This window comes from Ruegeria sp. BHSB064 (assembly GCF_059613205.1).
Map to the genome: position 1 here is coordinate 1 of NZ_JBXWSB010000009.1, position 14,923 is coordinate 14,923.

21 protein-coding genes are annotated in these 14,923 nt (G+C 55.2%); 5 read left to right on the forward strand and 16 right to left on the reverse strand.

Going from position 1 to position 14,923, the window contains the following annotated elements; genetic code table 11:
* Positions 1-758: IS1595 family transposase (locus AC2FNU_RS03460; RefSeq protein WP_496784779.1), on the forward strand; the 758-nt coding region annotated here is incomplete at its 5' end.
* 65 nt (positions 759-823) lie between these two features.
* Here AC2FNU_RS03460 and AC2FNU_RS03465 read toward each other — a convergent pair.
* On the reverse strand, positions 824-1,537 hold the full coding sequence (locus AC2FNU_RS03465) for a hypothetical protein (protein WP_496784781.1): 714 nt from the start codon (positions 1,535-1,537) through the stop codon (positions 824-826).
* Between the two features lie 557 nt (positions 1,538-2,094).
* Between AC2FNU_RS03465 and AC2FNU_RS03470 the strand changes: the two genes are divergently transcribed.
* Genes AC2FNU_RS03470 through AC2FNU_RS03480 form a run of 3 tightly spaced genes read left to right on the forward strand, consistent with a single transcriptional unit; the run spans position 2,095 to position 3,325 of the window.
* The gene (locus tag AC2FNU_RS03470; RefSeq protein WP_496784783.1) at positions 2,095-2,265 is read left to right on the forward strand and encodes a hypothetical protein; all 171 of its coding nucleotides are present in this window, start codon (positions 2,095-2,097) and stop codon (positions 2,263-2,265) included.
* A complete protein-coding gene (locus AC2FNU_RS03475; RefSeq protein WP_496784785.1) occupies positions 2,255-2,596 on the forward strand; it encodes a hypothetical protein in 342 nt (113 codons plus the stop codon). The genes AC2FNU_RS03470 and AC2FNU_RS03475 overlap by 11 nt, the downstream gene beginning before the upstream one ends.
* A 45-nt stretch (positions 2,597-2,641) precedes the next feature.
* The gene (locus AC2FNU_RS03480) at positions 2,642-3,325 is read left to right on the forward strand and encodes a hypothetical protein (protein ID WP_496784787.1); all 684 of its coding nucleotides are present in this window, start codon (positions 2,642-2,644) and stop codon (positions 3,323-3,325) included.
* Here AC2FNU_RS03480 and AC2FNU_RS03485 read toward each other — a convergent pair.
* The 11 genes from AC2FNU_RS03485 to AC2FNU_RS03535 all read right to left on the reverse strand — a co-directional run bounded on the left by AC2FNU_RS03485 (position 3,313) and on the right by AC2FNU_RS03535 (position 9,551).
* A complete protein-coding gene (locus AC2FNU_RS03485) occupies positions 3,313-4,566 on the reverse strand; it encodes a right-handed parallel beta-helix repeat-containing protein (RefSeq protein WP_496784789.1) in 1,254 nt (417 codons plus the stop codon). The genes AC2FNU_RS03480 and AC2FNU_RS03485 overlap by 13 nt on opposite strands.
* Positions 4,566-5,327: a hypothetical protein gene (locus AC2FNU_RS03490; protein WP_496784792.1), complete on the reverse strand. Its 762-nt coding sequence runs from the start codon at positions 5,325-5,327 to the stop codon at positions 4,566-4,568. The genes AC2FNU_RS03485 and AC2FNU_RS03490 overlap by 1 nt, the downstream gene beginning before the upstream one ends.
* A gap of 2 nt (positions 5,328-5,329) precedes the next feature.
* On the reverse strand, positions 5,330-6,187 hold the full coding sequence (locus tag AC2FNU_RS03495; protein WP_496784794.1) for a hypothetical protein: 858 nt from the start codon (positions 6,185-6,187) through the stop codon (positions 5,330-5,332).
* 11 nt (positions 6,188-6,198) lie between these two features.
* Positions 6,199-6,558, reverse strand: a complete 360-nt coding sequence (locus AC2FNU_RS03500) for a hypothetical protein (RefSeq protein WP_496784796.1) — start codon at positions 6,556-6,558, stop codon at positions 6,199-6,201.
* 17 nt (positions 6,559-6,575) lie between these two features.
* The gene (locus AC2FNU_RS03505; protein ID WP_496784799.1) at positions 6,576-6,884 is read right to left on the reverse strand and encodes a hypothetical protein; all 309 of its coding nucleotides are present in this window, start codon (positions 6,882-6,884) and stop codon (positions 6,576-6,578) included.
* Positions 6,881-7,102: a hypothetical protein gene (locus AC2FNU_RS03510; protein WP_496784803.1), complete on the reverse strand. Its 222-nt coding sequence runs from the start codon at positions 7,100-7,102 to the stop codon at positions 6,881-6,883. The genes AC2FNU_RS03505 and AC2FNU_RS03510 overlap by 4 nt, the downstream gene beginning before the upstream one ends.
* Positions 7,099-7,359, reverse strand: a complete 261-nt coding sequence (locus AC2FNU_RS03515) for a hypothetical protein (protein ID WP_496784808.1) — start codon at positions 7,357-7,359, stop codon at positions 7,099-7,101. Before AC2FNU_RS03515 ends, AC2FNU_RS03510 begins: the two co-directional genes overlap by 4 nt.
* Before the next feature lie 11 nt (positions 7,360-7,370).
* The gene (locus AC2FNU_RS03520; protein ID WP_496784813.1) at positions 7,371-7,868 is read right to left on the reverse strand and encodes an N-acetylmuramoyl-L-alanine amidase; all 498 of its coding nucleotides are present in this window, start codon (positions 7,866-7,868) and stop codon (positions 7,371-7,373) included.
* A gap of 61 nt (positions 7,869-7,929) precedes the next feature.
* Positions 7,930-8,328, reverse strand: coding sequence for a hypothetical protein (locus tag AC2FNU_RS03525; RefSeq protein ID WP_496784817.1), 399 nt, complete (start codon positions 8,326-8,328; stop codon positions 7,930-7,932).
* Positions 8,325-8,552 (reverse strand): hemolysin XhlA family protein, encoded by a 228-nt coding sequence (locus AC2FNU_RS03530; RefSeq protein ID WP_496784822.1) that lies wholly within the window; start codon positions 8,550-8,552, stop codon positions 8,325-8,327. The genes AC2FNU_RS03525 and AC2FNU_RS03530 overlap by 4 nt, the downstream gene beginning before the upstream one ends.
* Before the next feature lie 42 nt (positions 8,553-8,594).
* A complete protein-coding gene (locus tag AC2FNU_RS03535) occupies positions 8,595-9,551 on the reverse strand; it encodes a hypothetical protein (RefSeq protein ID WP_496784827.1) in 957 nt (318 codons plus the stop codon).
* Between the two features lie 80 nt (positions 9,552-9,631).
* Between AC2FNU_RS03535 and AC2FNU_RS03540 the strand changes: the two genes are divergently transcribed.
* Positions 9,632-9,934, forward strand: a complete 303-nt coding sequence (locus AC2FNU_RS03540; protein ID WP_496784831.1) for a hypothetical protein — start codon at positions 9,632-9,634, stop codon at positions 9,932-9,934.
* Here AC2FNU_RS03540 and AC2FNU_RS03545 read toward each other — a convergent pair.
* The 4 genes from AC2FNU_RS03545 to AC2FNU_RS03560 all read right to left on the reverse strand — a co-directional run bounded on the left by AC2FNU_RS03545 (position 9,931) and on the right by AC2FNU_RS03560 (position 14,632).
* Complete coding sequence (locus AC2FNU_RS03545; protein WP_496784836.1) at positions 9,931-11,808, reverse strand: hypothetical protein; 1,878 nt, start codon at positions 11,806-11,808, stop codon at positions 9,931-9,933. The genes AC2FNU_RS03540 and AC2FNU_RS03545 overlap by 4 nt on opposite strands.
* A gap of 171 nt (positions 11,809-11,979) precedes the next feature.
* Positions 11,980-13,143: a hypothetical protein gene (locus AC2FNU_RS03550; RefSeq protein ID WP_496784840.1), complete on the reverse strand. Its 1,164-nt coding sequence runs from the start codon at positions 13,141-13,143 to the stop codon at positions 11,980-11,982.
* Between the two features lie 8 nt (positions 13,144-13,151).
* Positions 13,152-13,736 (reverse strand): hypothetical protein, encoded by a 585-nt coding sequence (locus AC2FNU_RS03555; RefSeq protein ID WP_496784846.1) that lies wholly within the window; start codon positions 13,734-13,736, stop codon positions 13,152-13,154.
* On the reverse strand, positions 13,736-14,632 hold the full coding sequence (locus AC2FNU_RS03560) for a hypothetical protein (RefSeq protein WP_496784850.1): 897 nt from the start codon (positions 14,630-14,632) through the stop codon (positions 13,736-13,738). Before AC2FNU_RS03560 ends, AC2FNU_RS03555 begins: the two co-directional genes overlap by 1 nt.
* Positions 14,633-14,923 lie beyond the last annotated feature (291 nt).

The following is a 14,923-nucleotide window of genomic DNA, read 5'->3' on the forward strand; positions in this document are numbered from 1 at the left end:
TCACGGTTCGCAAAGGCACTATCTTCGAAGAAAGCCACATTGAAATGTTTAAGTGGCTGCAAGCCATTCACCTGATGGTATCCAGCAAGAAGGGTATCAGCAGTCACCAACTGCACCGTGTTCTGGAAATCACGTATAAAACCGCTTGGTTTCTCACCCACCGTATCCGCGAGTGTATGCGTGACGGTGCGCTGGCTGGCTTTGGTGGTGACGGTGGTATTGTGGAAGTTGACGAGACGTTCATCGGCAAGGAGCCGGGCGTCACGAAGGCCAAGAACGCGCGCGGCGGTTCCCACAAGATGAAGGTACTTACTCTGGTGGATCGCGACACCAAGCGCGCCAAGAGCATCGTTGTGGATGACCTCAAGAAGTCCACGCTGATCCCCATCTTGCAAGAGAACATCGCCCGCGAAGCCTATGTCATGACCGACGAAGCCCGTCAGTATCAGGATATTGGCGCTGGCAAGGTATTTGAAGCCCACGGCTGGACCAATCACAGCGCTGGCGAATATGTAAACCTTGAGGATCGCGAAATGCACACCAACACTGTCGAGGGCTTCTACAGCATTTTCAAGCGCGGCATGAAGGGAGTGTATCAGCACTGCGGGAAACAGCATCTGCACCGCTATGCTGCTGAATTCGACTTCCGCTATAACAACCGGATTGCAAATGGTGTGGACGATGCTGAACGTGGTCAAATTGCGCTACGCGGCGCTGCTGGCAAGCGGTTGACCTACGCAAGACCTGACACGCAGTAACAAAAACGGCGAAAGCCGGTAAGCTTTCGCTGTTTAGACATCATCCGTATCTGTATTCGCTTTGACTAGTTCGACCCATCTTCGTCAACTTCTTTGGCTGGCAGGAGCGGCCTAATCCTCTCCAACTTCTCAATGAAGTTTGCAAGATCGTCGGCATTATCAAAGCTGTATCGGCCCGATATTGTCTCCATATCAAACACTATAGGTTTGTCTATTGTGTGAACCTGTGACGAATGCATGGGCTTTCCCTCGCTGGAACGATCAGACGCGGTCGGTGGCACCGCTTCATCCTCTATATCCTCACGCGAATCATGCACCTCTATTTCAACGTTGGCAAGGCTCATCGCACTACGAAAAACCTTTATGACTTGATCAACAGCGTTTTGATTGAAGCCACGTCGTATTAAGTACGAACGAAGATTAGCATCACTTGGCGGTGTGTCTGGCCACTTTTCATTGATTTCCTGAAAGAGGTTCGGAGATAGCGCAGCCTCCGAAATTGCTTCTGCTTCCTCCTGATCGTCCTCGGGATGCAATACCCTCATCGCGAGATCGCTCACCCGTAACTCACGCTCGCTATTTCTATCTAGAAGACCGTAAGCTGTTATAGCGCTTACCTTTTTTTCAGATGCGCCGTTTACAGATGAGTACCCGAGGAGTTCAGCCACTACTTCACGTGGAGCAAAGTTCTGACCCTCGTTATCAAATATTTTGCGAACCAGGCTGACCGCTTCTTGCAGTTCTATTTGGGGGTAGTTGGGGCTTCGTATCCGTGCCATTGCGTTCTCCTTTGACTACGTTGTACACAAAACAACGCGGAGACTCAAGTTAAAACATAAATAACGCAAATACGAGTTGTATTGGATTGACCTGACGGGGAATCCCTGTAATGTAGTGTCATGGCGAGAGCGCCCAATATGTAGTGAGGATACGATGCAGAGACTGACAATGCTCTTGCGGGATTACCACCCGGATCGAATGGTCTGACCGCAGGGGAGAAACAAGAAAACCGGCCACAAGGACCGGCTTTCGTGGTGGCTTTCATCAGGGCGCGGCCCTTCAGATAACACACGGTTGACACCTGTAATCTGACACTTGTCGCGCCTTACTTCAAGGGAAACCCTCTCGTAAGGAGTAGGGGCATGACGAAAGGTGTCTTCGTGAACGCATACGTGCGTGAACGTTTTGGCCGGATCGAGCATGTCTGCGCCCACTGGCGTAGCCGCTGATCCGCGCTGAACCTTAACCCCGCTTCTGAGCTATGCGTTAGCGGTTCAAGAAGCCTGTATGAAATCTGACTTTGGCGGCCTTCGGGTCGCCTCTTTTTTTGTGCGTCATGGCGGTATATCTTGATCACATGGAAAAAGAAAAATCCCAACTCGAACGCTTCAAAGAAGCCGCCCACCAACTAGAGACGGACGACGATGAAGAACGGTTTGAAGAACGGCTAAAGAAGCTGGTCAAGCAGAAGCCGGAGAATGGTGACGAGAAGTCACATGGCTCTTGATCCTGGATGGGCGGCGATAGTCGGTGCTGCTTCTGGCGCAGTAATATCCGTCGCGAGCGGCGTGGCCACATCTGTTCTTACTGCTTGGATCAAAGGCAAGAAAGCACGATCTCTTGCAGAGAAACGGCGGTCGCGGCTTCGCGGTATGTTGAGCGGCGACAAATTTAAATGGCGGAGCCTTAAGCAGCTTTCTGCGTCAATTGGTGCAGACGAAGCGGCAACGCTGGAGCTTCTCATCGAGATCGATGCGCGAGCATCATTTCAAAACCCTCACATGTGGGCATTGGTCACTCGTGCGCCGTGGCCAGAAGACGTGGAGCCCCAAGATTAGCGGGTTTGTCAAATATACAATCGCCTATTATTAGGGGGAATATTCATGAAACTGATTTTAGCGGCTCTAGCCGTGTGCATTGCAGGTGCAGCCAACGCGGTAACGATTACATTTGACATTGATCCCGCGAACGACCCGTACACTTCAGGCTTTATAAAGCAGGGGACGAGCCAAGGTTATACTTTCAACTATGCCACGGTGTATAGTTTTGGAAACTTCATCAACCTGCATGACGACAGCGGTGTTCTATCCACCGTAATCCAGCCACTCAGTGGGACGAAGTTCACGCCGCAGTACGTTGATATTTGGGGCACTTCCCGCTCCTACACAACTGGATCAACACCGCCGCCGCCGGAAAGCGACACACAGGCGTATGGACAGTGGCTTGTAGCTGGGCAGGTGATTCCGGCCACCGTCACGTTCTCGGGGATAACGAATGGCGCAACCGTTGCCTCTCAGACGTTTGGGCCTGGGGCTTGGCGGACAGTCGGCTTTTCAAGCGCCTTCACAGCAATTGACCAACTCTTGGTGACGTTCAACTCACCTTCCAACATAAGGCTACCCGGTAGCTATGGGCCGAACACTGTTTACTGCAATTTCTGGTGTGGGGAATATTGGGTCGATAACCTGCAAGTCGCCGCCGTGCCATTGCCTGCAAGTGGGATACTTTTGATAGGCGGCATTCTCGGTCTTCTAGGATTCAGAAGGTTCCGGCCTCAGGTTATATAAATTACCTGACCGCCAACAATTAGCGGGCTTCCATTGGGAAGCATGATTGCGGCGTTGCTGGCTGGTGGGGGTGGTGTGACACCGGAGTTGCCGCCTAGATAAGACGGATGCGGCACTATCTCTGCACCGCCCCAGCCGCCTTCCCGTTTCATCATGCGAGATCCGGCACCCGCTGTGTGCGCGGCGGTTCCGGCTTTGATGCGGAAATCGTTGTAGGTGTCCGTAGGTGGCGAAGCGAGAATATCGTAATTTGACCCATAGTTCGCAATAGGAATGGCGAAGTTGTTGGAGGTCGTCCAGCTAGGGTCAAAGGATGTGAGAACGTTTGCTAGGTTGTCTTCGATTGTGACTGTGTTTGCGCTGCTGTTGAAAACCGCAATTCTTGGTTCGCTGTGATTTGTCTGGTTTGGCGTCCCGATCACAGCGTTATTTCGGATAATGCAGTTATCAACCCAATCCAGGCTGATTGCGTTTTGGTGGCCATTGTAAATCAGGTTGTCCTCAATCAAGACACCATCATGAAGGTGTTGCGCGTCAAGTGGGGTATTGTCGTTGCCCATATGAAGGGATTGCGTCCAATCACCAACGCCGCGATCAAATATGTTCCTGCGAATGATTTGATTGTTACTGCCTGCCGTGCTTCGGGTGCATTGTAGCATATCGGCATGGTCGCCACGCACAGCGTTGTTTGCGCCGAAATAGCTGTCTTCAATTGTCATGTTATCGCATCGGGCATAGTTGATGCGATCAGAGCGGCCATCATGCACGTAACAACCGCGCACTGTGGTGTCGTCGCAGTCAATGAAATACATGCCGAAGAAATAGTTATAGACGTTACAGTCCTCGAACAGGACATTTGTCGATGCCTGCCCGGTCATAAGATAGCCGGTCTCAGTGCCGCCGCTTTGAGTAAGATCCGTGTAAACGGTCAATCTGCGAAATGTGACGTTCGTTGAGTTTTGCACCCGCACAAACTGGAACTGGTCAAAGCCGCCCTGCCCGTCATAAACGCAGGTCATATCCTCAACAACAATGTTGTTTGACCCGTTGGTGACGCGCAGACGCCCCATTGTGTTGGGGTTTGCCGGGTTCTGCGACTTGATGGTTACGGCTGTTGGGTAGGACTTTGCACTTACCTCATAGTCGCCAAACGTGACACCTTCGGCAAGTTCGATAGTCTCGCCCCCGGTTGCGTTGTTCAGCTCTGTGGTGAGTTCTGAGGTGTTGTTAACGACGACCATTACGACACCTCAATCAGAAGGCCACAACCCCTTGAGGCCGATGCCTGCGTTGCTGTGATGGGGCCAACCGTCCCTGTGGTTGCTTTCTCACCCGAGCCTACACTTACGCCGCCGCCTGTGCCAAACCGGGAATCGTTCGTGCCGACCTGGTGCGCAACGTTTGACTGATTGCTGTCTGTCCAAGAGGTGATTTGAACCGTGTCGCTATCCACGCGGTTTGCCCATGCCCAGATAAGGCGCGTATCTGCATTGGTCGTTGTGCCACCAGAGATAGAAACGGCAGTCTGGCTGCTTGTGTTGGACGAAGCCGAGCCAAGCTGTGCAAAGGTAGTCTGCCCATTCAAAACAATGATTGCCGCAGAATAAGACCCTGTGGTGTCGGGAATTGTTACATCCGCTTCCGCACCGCTTGTCGCTGTCTTGGTGAAAACAGTCATTCGGCAATCGGCAGAGTTTGAGCCCGACCCAACGTCTGCTAGTTCTGTCCAGCCTGTGCCGAGGTCGCCGGCAACAACCTTGGTTTGGTTGCCCGCGTACTCAACAAAGACAATCGCCAGATCCCCGGATGCATGGCCAGCAGGCCAAGCAACTGTGAACGCATTGTGGGAGGATGCCGCATTTGAGCCAACAATCGTTGGAATGCTACCACCTCCCCCGCCGGTCGTGTCGTGGATCAGCGTTGAGCCAAGGTAAATCTGCTTAATGTCCGTCGAGCCAAGATAGACTTGGTTTATGTCTGTCGAACCGAGTTTTACCGCCATGATCAAGCATCCGTAATCAGATAGACGGTTGTGGCGTTGGGGGTGATGGCTCCGTACTCAGCGTTTGTCAGGCTCATGACGTTGGTCACGGCATCCGCGCCGGTTACGCCTGTCACGTCTGAGGCAATGTCAGCGTTCACGGTTGTGCCTGTGGCGGATAGGCCGGTGCCGAGGCTGAAAAACGCCGTTGCTGTCGCGCTGTCGTCCCACATCAGGAATGAATCTGCGCCAGGATCAGACAGAGCTGTCCCGCTGAGCGTGGTGCCGTTCAGGTCGATGCTGTCAACGTGCAGATTTGCAAAGCGGTTTGCCGATGAACCAAGGTCGCGGGTTCCGTCGGCGTCTGGAACAATATCCGCGTCTACTGCATCAGACCAAGCATCGCCACCACTAGCGCCCGAGTCCGCCTCTGGCCTCCACAAGCCCGACGCATGGTCATACTTCAGGACAAAGTTGTCTTGCGCCGCCCCAACGGTTGCATCAGCGTCAATGGTGTAGTTGCCAAGAACGATGTTGCCCGTACCGTTTGGCGCAAGGGTGATGTTCCCGTTTGAGGCCGAAACAATGCTGTTCCCGTTTACGTCGAGATTACCGCCAAGTTGGGGGGTGGTGTCCTCCACCACGTTGTCAATCGCGTTGGGGTTCGCTGTGGCTGCTGTCGCAACCCCTGCCAGCTTTGACTTTTCCGCCGCTGTCATGAGCTGCGTGTCGCCCGAGTTGTCGTCACCGGGAATGTAGGCGCTATCGATTAAGTCCTCGAATTCCCCGCGCAAATCAGACGCCGAAATGTCGCCCGCTGTGTTGTCTGCAAACGCTGTGTTCTTATCGACTTTCAGCGCTGCCCTGTTTTGAACTGCCATGTGTCTGCCTCCTAGACTGCAAAGGCGCTAGAGAACGCCGAAGAGAACGCACCCACGGCCCCTCCTGGAACCGTGCTTGTGTTGGTTGTGTAAGTCCGCGTGTTGCCCACGCTGTCAGTGACCAGAACCTGCGCAAAAACAGCGTCACCCGCTTGCAGGTCATAGGTTCCCGGCTGCACAGCGCCGTTCACGTAGTAGGTCGGAACCGCGCTTGAGATTGTGCCTGCCGTGGACGTGTAAGACCCCGCCACATATCCGTCTGCGGGGGTGTCTGTGTCCGTCAGGGCCCCCATTGTGGGTGAGGTCGTTGCCGTGATGATTGCCGCCGAGCCGCGAATCCTCGACAGGCCAAGGCAAAAGCCAAGTTTCATGTGTCGATCCTCTCGATTTACAGGGGGTTGCCCGCTGGCTCTTCCAACGGAATGACCTCAAAGAAGTTAGTGCCAACTGCTATGATGCAGCTGACACCGCTGGCAGTGGTGACAAGGACGGTGTAAGTGCCCGCTTCGCCCGACACCCAGACTTCAAGAACTGCCTGAGACCCACGCGATTTTTGCAAGCCACCAAACCGCAGGGCCTCGCCGTAGTTTTCGGAGAGCTTTGCAATGAGGTCAGGGCGCGGGCCGCAGTTTCCGGCAAAAGCAGGGTCCGCAAAGAGCCACGTCACAACCAGCAGTGACGCTAAAAGCGGTTTCACCGGCCTGAACCGACAGACAGCCCTTGTTTGGCCCGGACACGCCCGATAACGGCGAGCAGACCCCCAATCGCTGTGATAATGGTCTGAACATGCCCGTCCGCCTCAGCAGCGTCAGCGGCAGTGAAGTCGATGCCAAGCAGCATTGCCACCTGTGGCGCAGCCATGATCAGGATTCCCCAGATGGTCATGGACTTCATGAAGAACTTGTTGTCGGTCATTTCGCGGCCTCCATGGCGACGGTGCAGAACTGAGCAACATCAGCCGAGTATTCGGGATAGACGACTGGAATCAGGGCGCACCCACTGGCAAGCAGGGCCAAGTCACCCTGATCCATTTGGATTGGATCGATGCCTTGAGCGTTCAGCAGCTGGATCTGAATCAGCGCAGCATCTGCCAGCGCTGTTTTGCGTTCGTCTGCCCAATCACATGCAGACACGAAAAGAGCCGCCAGAATGGCGGGGATCATCAGTTTCATAGGATTTCCTTTCATCCAAAGAGTGATTTGAAGAACCTGCGAAGCCCTGAAAAAGCGCGCTTCTTTGCTGGCTTTTGCTCGTGTTCCCGTATCCAGATCGGAACGTTGAAACCCGGGCAGGCTTTAGGGGCGTATTGGTTGTGCCCAGAAACTTTTGTGATCGAGTGTTTTTGCTTTAGGTCTGCGAGAAAGGACCAAAGCGCCTTGTCCTGAGAAATCGTGAAGTTGTCGCTGAACTCATCGTCAGCCGACGAACCATGCCCACCCAGAAGGCAAACACCGATGGTTCCGCGATTGTGACCCTTCACATGCGCGCCAGTCTTTTCCACCGGGCGACCGACCAAGATCTTGCCATCACGATCAATGACGTAGTGATACCCAATGTCAGACCAGCCACGCGCCTTGTGCCATCGGCGAATTTCGTCAACCTTGGCTTTGATTGGTTTGCCATGCATCCAATTTGGCTGAGTAGCCGAACAATGGACGATAATCTCGGATACGTGCCTCATGGCCTATCTCCACGCCAAAGACCCCGCAGGCGGGGCAAAAGGGTTCAGTTGTTGGGGTGTGTCAGTTGTCTATTTTGAGGAAAACCCGATCAATACGCTGACCGTCGCATAAATGCCGGGTACGGATTTCGAATGACTCGTAATCAACGCCGGCGGTGTATAGGCGTCCACTCAAGACCTGAAACCCTTCCGTTCGATCCTCTGCATTTTCGAAGCCATCCAGCGGCTCCCATTTCAGCTTGTCTTGAAGCCCCAAGCGAATACCGAGAAATACAACGTCCTGCCGCTCGCAGTTCCCTTTCTCAAAGGATGCGGTAACGTACCTGTAGTCACCTTCTTGATAGGTCTCGATCAGCCTCACATCCCAGTAGGGTTTTGGCGCAAGCGCCTTGGGTCCATAGCTGACCCCGATGACCAAAACAAATGCGGCAAACCACGCCCAACGCTCTTTGATCTTCAAGGCTGCAACCCCCCACCCAAAGCAAAAGCAACGACCGCCATCAGGATTGCCCCGATGATCAACCTAACGAGCCAAGTCAGAGTTCCCTCAATGCTCGTCAGGCGCTTTTCAACGTTGGTCCTGTGTACATCGCTGACTGCGTCTCTCGTTTCAGCTTTGTTTAAGCGGTCCTCAATGTGGGACAGTCTAGCGTCGGTCTTGGTGCGCCATTCATCTTCGGTCATTTCTCACCCTGTCCCGTTCGCTGTTCTGGATTATTGCCACTGTCACGCCTCGCCCGTAGAGTCCCAATGGACATTGACCGCAGCGCCGCTTGTCCCATCGTGGGCAAAGACGCCACCGGTTGTCGTTGATGTGCTTGTGGCCTGAGCATAACGGATCCCCGACGCTTGAAGCGGCGTGGGTCGAATAATCGGGTTTTTTGTATAAACAGGCGCGGGGCTAACCGGGAAAGTGATTGTTCCGCTTCCCGCCCCATCGGTCGTAAGCTGCCCCCAGCAAAAGAGGGTCTTGCCGACCAGCTTCCATGACAGGACATTAGCGGGGTCGTGGTATTCTCGGTCATAAGCGCCGAATCCTGACGTGTAGAATGTCAGGCTCGTGCCGTGGATGGTGGCAGACTTGCCATCCTGGATGATGATAGTGGACTGCCCGTCGATTGTCTCAAGACCGTTGGGGTCAATCGTCACGTCACCACCAGCCGCAATGACAGTAATCCGAAAGCTGCTACCAAGGCTTGCCGCAGCCGACAGAGATAGCGTCAGATCCGATGTGCAGACAAACGTTCGCCCAACATCCGAAGGGGTAGCCGTGAAATTGGCTGAGCGCTCAAACACATCACTGCCTGCATTGGATGCGTTTTCAATCGCCTGCTGAACGTTGGTCGCCGGGTTGTTGGACGTGGGTGTGAAAGACGTATTGGCCGCGCTGTTCGAAGAGTTCGAAGTGGCGGGACATGGGTCCAAAGGCGACCAGCTCAGCTCAACGTCGCTTGCGTCTAGGATGGAAACCTTCACCCCATGATCCCCAGCGTGCCAGAGCGGGGGAAAGTTACCGCCAGCATCCGACAACAGCGGGCTAGGATGCGCCGTACCCAAGGTGCTGTCAGTGTAGACCGTTTCAAGCGTGGTCGTGCCTTCGACATAGGCAAACAACTTTGCGCCATCCAAAGGGTCGCCGTTCGCGTCCAGAACCCGACGCGGGATGATTAATTGCTCTGCCATGATTTCCTCTGACGTTCAGAAGTCGTTGAATTTTCTGTGAACAGCGGCCATGTTGGGGTATTCACAACCAAGAGGTTTTTATGAAACGCCTAATTCTGGCCTGTTTTGTATTGAGCGCTTGCGAGACAACAACCGGCTCATCACCGATTGATAAAGCCCTGCAAGACTTGGCGGTTGCCTGCGTTGGTGGCGACCAAAGCGCCTGTGATACCTATTCAGACCTGTATGAGCAGCGAGAAGCCCGGCAGACCGCAGCGCCGGTTGCGCCTGTGGTTGTTGCACCGGTAGCTCAGCCGTTGCAGCCATTCCCACAGATGACAGGGCCGCAAAGGACTGTCTGTCAGACTCAGTATGGGCAGCAGGTTGTGTGCAACACCTATTAGGGGGCGATAAGCGCCTCTGGTGGCGCGTTCTCGTTGCTTGCCGGGATGATTGACGCGGCGTCCGCTGCCGCAAGCCTCAGAATAGTCTGCGCGTCCTGCGCGACTGGCGACCCGCCCTTAGCAATAGCCTGCATCGCCTTGTAATCCCCACGCGCGGCCCGATTTGCCGCCGCAAGAAACCGCTGCGACGTCATAGCCCGAGCCGATAGGTTGGCCGTTCCAACTGCCGCCGCAGTTGCGGGGAGGTTCGCACCAGCCCCAAACACTATGGCAAGCCACGTTTCAACAGTGCCGGTGTTCGAGAAATTGCGTTCCGCATTGGCCTTCTTGACGCCTTCCGACACCTTAGCCAGCTTATCCAACTGATTGCGCGCCCCTGGTTCCAAGAGAATGGACTTAGCCTCGTCGCTCATCTTGTTCCACTCGGTCAGGAACTTGCCGGGTGAAAACACATCGCCCGCCGCATTCTGTTGTCCCGAGGGTGCTTTACCTAGACGGTCAATAATGCTTGCCGATACCGTGTTCCATTCCTCTTTCGGCATGGACTTTTTGATAGTCCGCATCCGACGAACATCAGACGATGCGCGGTCAGCTTTAGCCATGTTAGCGAATGCCTCGAATGCACGTTCTGGGCTGTCTGCCTTAATCGTCTTATCTAGCGCGCCTTGGATGCGTTCTGCACCTTTGGCGTAGTAGGTGTTCGCCCGATCCCAAGCAGCCTTTGCCTTTGGACCTGCCTGCGTTGCGGCGGCTTCCATATCTGCCGTGAGTTGGCTGTACATCTGCCGAAGCTGTGCTTTGTCCAAACCCTCAAGCGGGCCGGAATTGCTACCGATGGCGCGGCCAATGCTTGAACGCAGATCCTTAATAGCCTTCCAAGACAAGCCGCCCTCAATGTCACCCGCCAGTTTGGCGAACTTGTTCAGCCCAAGCTGTTGCATCAAGGCCGGTTTGTCCGCAAACTCAGACGTTAGCTCTTGCACGAGATTTACGGTATTCGGGGCCTCGACCTTCATATCCGCGGGGATAAACTCGTCCACTCGGTCATAAAGGCGAGAGGATGTGTCCTCAAAGCGCTTGACGAATTTGCCAATGCCACCTTGAAGGGCTTCACCAGCCCCCGCTGCGTCTCTTGCTTCACCTACGCCACGGCGAACCGAATTGAATGCTGTTTCCACGTCATCAACGAACCGGGAAGCGTCACGTTCCAGCACCTTGCCAACACCCGGCACCTTTTCCAGCGCCGCCGCAACCTGCCCATGCGTTTTACCAGTTGCGCCGAGGCTCGGTGTAATGCCCAGATCATCCGCAGCCCGCGCAATTTCCTGTCGTGGTGTTGGTGTCTTATTGAGGTCTTGTACTGCACCTGCAACACGACCCGCAGCCCGAGACCCAGCCGAAACACCCGCCAACTCAGGGGCCGCTACTTCGCCCATCATCATCAGATCACGGGCCAGCTTCTTTTCATTCGTTGGAGAACCGCCAAGCGTCTCACCCACGAGACCCGCCCCAAAGGCATAAGTTGCACCAGCCGCAGACAAGGCAGTCTGCCCCGCCGCAAGCGCGCGCTCACCTATGCTATTCTCTGGATTAACAACTTCCCCGGCGTAATACTTGGTTGCAGCCACTGGGCCTTCTGTGGCGGCGCGGATTGTGTCCCCAAAGCGGTCAACCTGCGAAGTTACCCCTTTCCGGCTCGGGTCATATTCCTCTGCCTGCGGGATTGTTACGTCTGACGTGCTGTCAACCGGGGAATTTGCTTTTCCCCCTCCCATCAGGGATTGCGCCATTTGCACCAACTGGCGGGCTGCATCAGTATCCCCGGAGCTTTCCGCGTTTTCCGCTGCGCTCATCAGTTCTTGAAAAGTGGCCATGGTGTCCCCATAGTTAGGGTATGAAAATTAGGTGGACGCCGCATAAAACGGCGATTTGCATTGCTTTAGGTGTTTTGACGGCTTGGTGCGGGGTGGCGATTTACACGCTCGGTGCCGATTGGTGGGTGCCAAGCATTTGGCCCATAGCCTTTGTTGGCTATATGGTTTTCCTTATTGCCCGCTGGGAACGGCGTACTTTTCGAACAACAGGCGCTGTTGATCATTCTGGAACTGAAACACATCAGAACTTGAACCGCCCGCCTCGGTAGGACGTTCGGCCTGCGGCCCTGCCGCACCAGACATAATCTCGAATTGCCGCTCCGCCTCTTTACGAGCGCGGCGTTTCTGCTCAACAACTTCCGGCCCTTCACCTGGAAGCGGGAAGTAGGTTCGCACCTCTTCGGCCATTTCTTCTGGCCCAATAACCGCGCCCGATTCCTTGCGAAGCTTTGCACGGACCCAATCACGTTGAGCCTGCAATATCTTTTCCTGTCTGTCGCCAAGGACCAAACCTTCAAAGTTGGTTCCACCGACAAGCAAGCTTGTGAGTGAACGCACAGCCGGTTCGTCCACAGACAATTCGTCAAGAATCTCTTCTGCTGCCTTCATCCGACTCAGGTAGCCCGCAGACGACTTTTCGCCCTCGGTGGTCTTTGGTGGTTTCTTCTCCCCAAAACCCTCAACAAGGGAAACGCTGCCGTCCTTGCCAACTGTCAACTGTTGCGTTTTCTGACCCGCGCGCTTGTACTCGATCCGGCTCAGAGGCTTACGACCTGCCGCCGTTTCCTCTGCCACATAGCGCCCATACTCATCGGCGGGCTCAGGTTCAGCGCTAAACTCAGTGACAGATTTCAACGTGCTAAGCGCATCGCCGTAACGCGCGGCCACGGCCGGGAATTGCTCAAGGCTCTGCAAGGGCTGTTCACCCACGCTTTGCAGAAGCTGATTGACGCCGTTCAAGTCACCTGTCTGGTACAGTGCGATTGCCCGCGTGATGCCCTGCTCTAGCTTTGCGGCCTCGACTGCGGCCTGTTCTTTCGACAAGCCACGCGCGTATTCAGCGACACGCATTTGCATGGTCTGATCGCGCTGAGCCTGCACCTGATGCTGCCCACGGATCGTAAGCGCCTGTTGTGGGTCAATTTGGGCCAGTGCATTAAGCGCGTTACTGTCACCCGCCATAATGTCCGCACCCTGCGTCTGGAACAGACCCCGCAAAGCGTTCTGGTCCGCCATTTGGTCCGCACGCATCCGAAGCGCCTGACCCTGCGCTAAGGCGTTGCCAAAGTTAGGCTGTTGAGCCCCCAGAATAAGCGCTGAATTCATTCGTGACATGTCGGTCCTCAACTAAATGCGAGTTTTTGGCCTGGTCCACGCGCAACCATGAAGGCAGACGGGTCCATAGGCGTATATTCCGCGCGCAGGGCGTTGATTTGGGGCTGTTGTGGGGTGTTGTCCCCCGCAAGGGCGTTTTGGGGCTGAGACGGGCTGTATTCGCCTAGAAGCGCAAGCGCGTTCCTGCGGTGCCCTTCCATTTGCCGCTCAACTTTGTCTCGAACCGTGCCAGGAGCGCCGCCGTTGTTTGCGTCAGATGCGTTGTAGCGGCCAACACCACCCGCGTTGATTGCCGAGTAAATGTCCAGCAACCCCATACCGGGGCGCACACCCGTATCGCGCAGGTAGTCAACGACTGCACCCTCTGGGCCGAGTTGCGACCCAAGAGGATTAGACCAGTCCACGCCATATTGACGGGCCTGCGGTTCTCCGAACTGGATTAAGCCGCGATGTTGACCCCACTGTGTCGTCGGTCCTGCCTGTGTCGGGCTAAAGGTGCCGCCGGTCTCGTAAGAGATAGCCGTAGCCAAGTCTAAGGGATCGATCCCAAGGGCGCGCGCCGATGAAATGATGCCTTCCCGAAGCGCGTTCATTAGAACAGCACCGAGGACATGTTATTTACCGTGGATTGAATCCCCGGAACCAAACTGGCGTTCGCAGTGGGCGAGTTCATGTAGCCCCACGCCGTCAAGCCGTTGTTGATAGCCCCATTCAGAGCATTCGCTTGACCGATGTATCCCGCCGCCTGTGCGTTACCCATGTTTGCCAGAGCATTGCCCGCGCCGGATGCGTAGTTGCTGCCAGCCGTTGCAATGTTGCCCGCCGCTGCCTGACCTTGTGCCGCTTGTCCCGTCAGGCGGTTGAGGTAGTTGCCATATTCTTGCTGAGCGAGTCCGGTGCCAAATTCCTGCTGAGCTTTCAGTGTGGCCCCTGAGAACACGTTGCCCCGCGCGGCTGCGCTGCCATCAATGGCGTCCATGCCCTGCTGAAACGCGAACTGATAGCCCGGTGAGGCTTCAAAGCCACCATACCGATGACCGCCGGTTGCGTTGGCCTGCGCATAGCGCTCAGCCTCTTCCCGCGTGTCAAAAACCTGATCGCCAACCCGGTATTGCATCCGGCTGCCGGGGAAGAACTCGCTAAGAGACCCGTTTTTAAGCGGCCCTTCGCGCTTGAGGTTCATTAAGGCGTTTGCCGACAGTTGGCGCCCAAACAGCCTTTTCTTTTCCTCGACGATCTGCGGCGTGGTTGCGCCAATCATCGGGGCCTCACCGCCAAGCAGCTCATAGCGCAGGACGTTGTTGTAGTCTAAGCCGCCTTCATAGTAGGGCTCAAACCGACCTACGGTGTCGTTGTAAATGTCCCGCTCAAGTTCGGTCTGGGCCTGTGCCGCCTGAACCTGTGCGTCTGCCGCCTTGCTTGCTGCACTGCTGCTTTCAGCGCCGCCAATGATACTGGCAACGCCTCCAATTGCTGCACCTATGCACATGTTCGGACCTCCGAGTATACTATTTCAACCGGGTCGCTCATGCGCCGGAAAAGTTTGTTTGCTGGTGCTGTTGTCGGGCAAGAAAAGCGGATTTCGTCAGCGTCTTGCGCCCATTTTCTGAACTGCCGAAACAGGTCAGCATCACCCCACCAGAGAATTTCGCTCGCTATCAGCCAATCAGGGTTAAGTGGGTTCGGCTGCTTCACCGCAGCCAAGAACCCGTTGCTTATCAAAACCAGACAATCCGGTGATTGGATCAGGGCTTCGAAGAACCGACGCATCCCCGTTTCA